The organism is Mycobacterium sp. (assembly GCF_008709575.1).
Classification (GTDB): domain Bacteria; phylum Actinomycetota; class Actinomycetes; order Mycobacteriales; family Mycobacteriaceae; genus Mycobacterium.
On the sequence record NZ_VYIK01000137.1, the window covers coordinates 1 to 713 of the forward strand.

The 713-nt window shown below is 62.4% G+C and carries 1 protein-coding gene; it reads right to left on the reverse strand.

What is annotated here, in order from left to right; translation table 11 throughout:
* Positions 1 to 50: 50 nt before the first annotated feature.
* The coding region (locus F6Q13_RS17265; protein ID WP_293059178.1) for a YncE family protein at positions 51 to 713 on the reverse strand (663 nt) is incomplete at its 5' end.

Here is a 713-nt window from a genome sequence, read left to right on the forward strand (position 1 = left end):
CGACCCTTCCAAACGCACCTAGATTCAATCCTCTCGTCAGGTTCAATTTTTTACGGTGATGCCGTCCCAACCGGACCGATCACCGACACAGTGTTACTCAAGGAGTTAGTCACGTAAGCATCACCGGCTCCGGTGACACCCTCGGGAGCGACCGCCACGCCAAAGGGATAACTGCCCACGGCGACGGAGGCAACCACGGTGTCGGTGGTGGGATCAATCACCGACACCGTGTGACTGCTGGCGTTGGCGACATAGACATCACCGGTGATCGGGTTCACTGCCACCCCTTCCGGTGCGCTTCCCACGCCGATGGTGGCAACCACGGTGTCGGTGCTGGGATTGATCACCGACACCGTGTGACTGGCGGCGTTGGCGACGTAGACATCACCGGCTCCGGTGACACCCTCGGGAGCGACCGCCACGCCAAGGGGATAACTGCCCACGGCGACGGAGGCAACCACGGTGTCGGTGTTGGGATCGATCACCAACACCTTGCCGGCGAGATCGTCGGTGACGTAGACGTCCCCGGCTCCGGTGACCCCGTCGGGGGCGACCGCTACCCCGGCCGGCTCGCTACCGACATGGACCGTTACGTCGATAGTGCCGACCACGGTATCGGTGCTGGGATTGATCACCGACAGTGTGCCAGTATCGTCGAGGACATAAACATCACCGGCATCTGTCACCCCCTGGGGGGCGACCGCCACATTGCT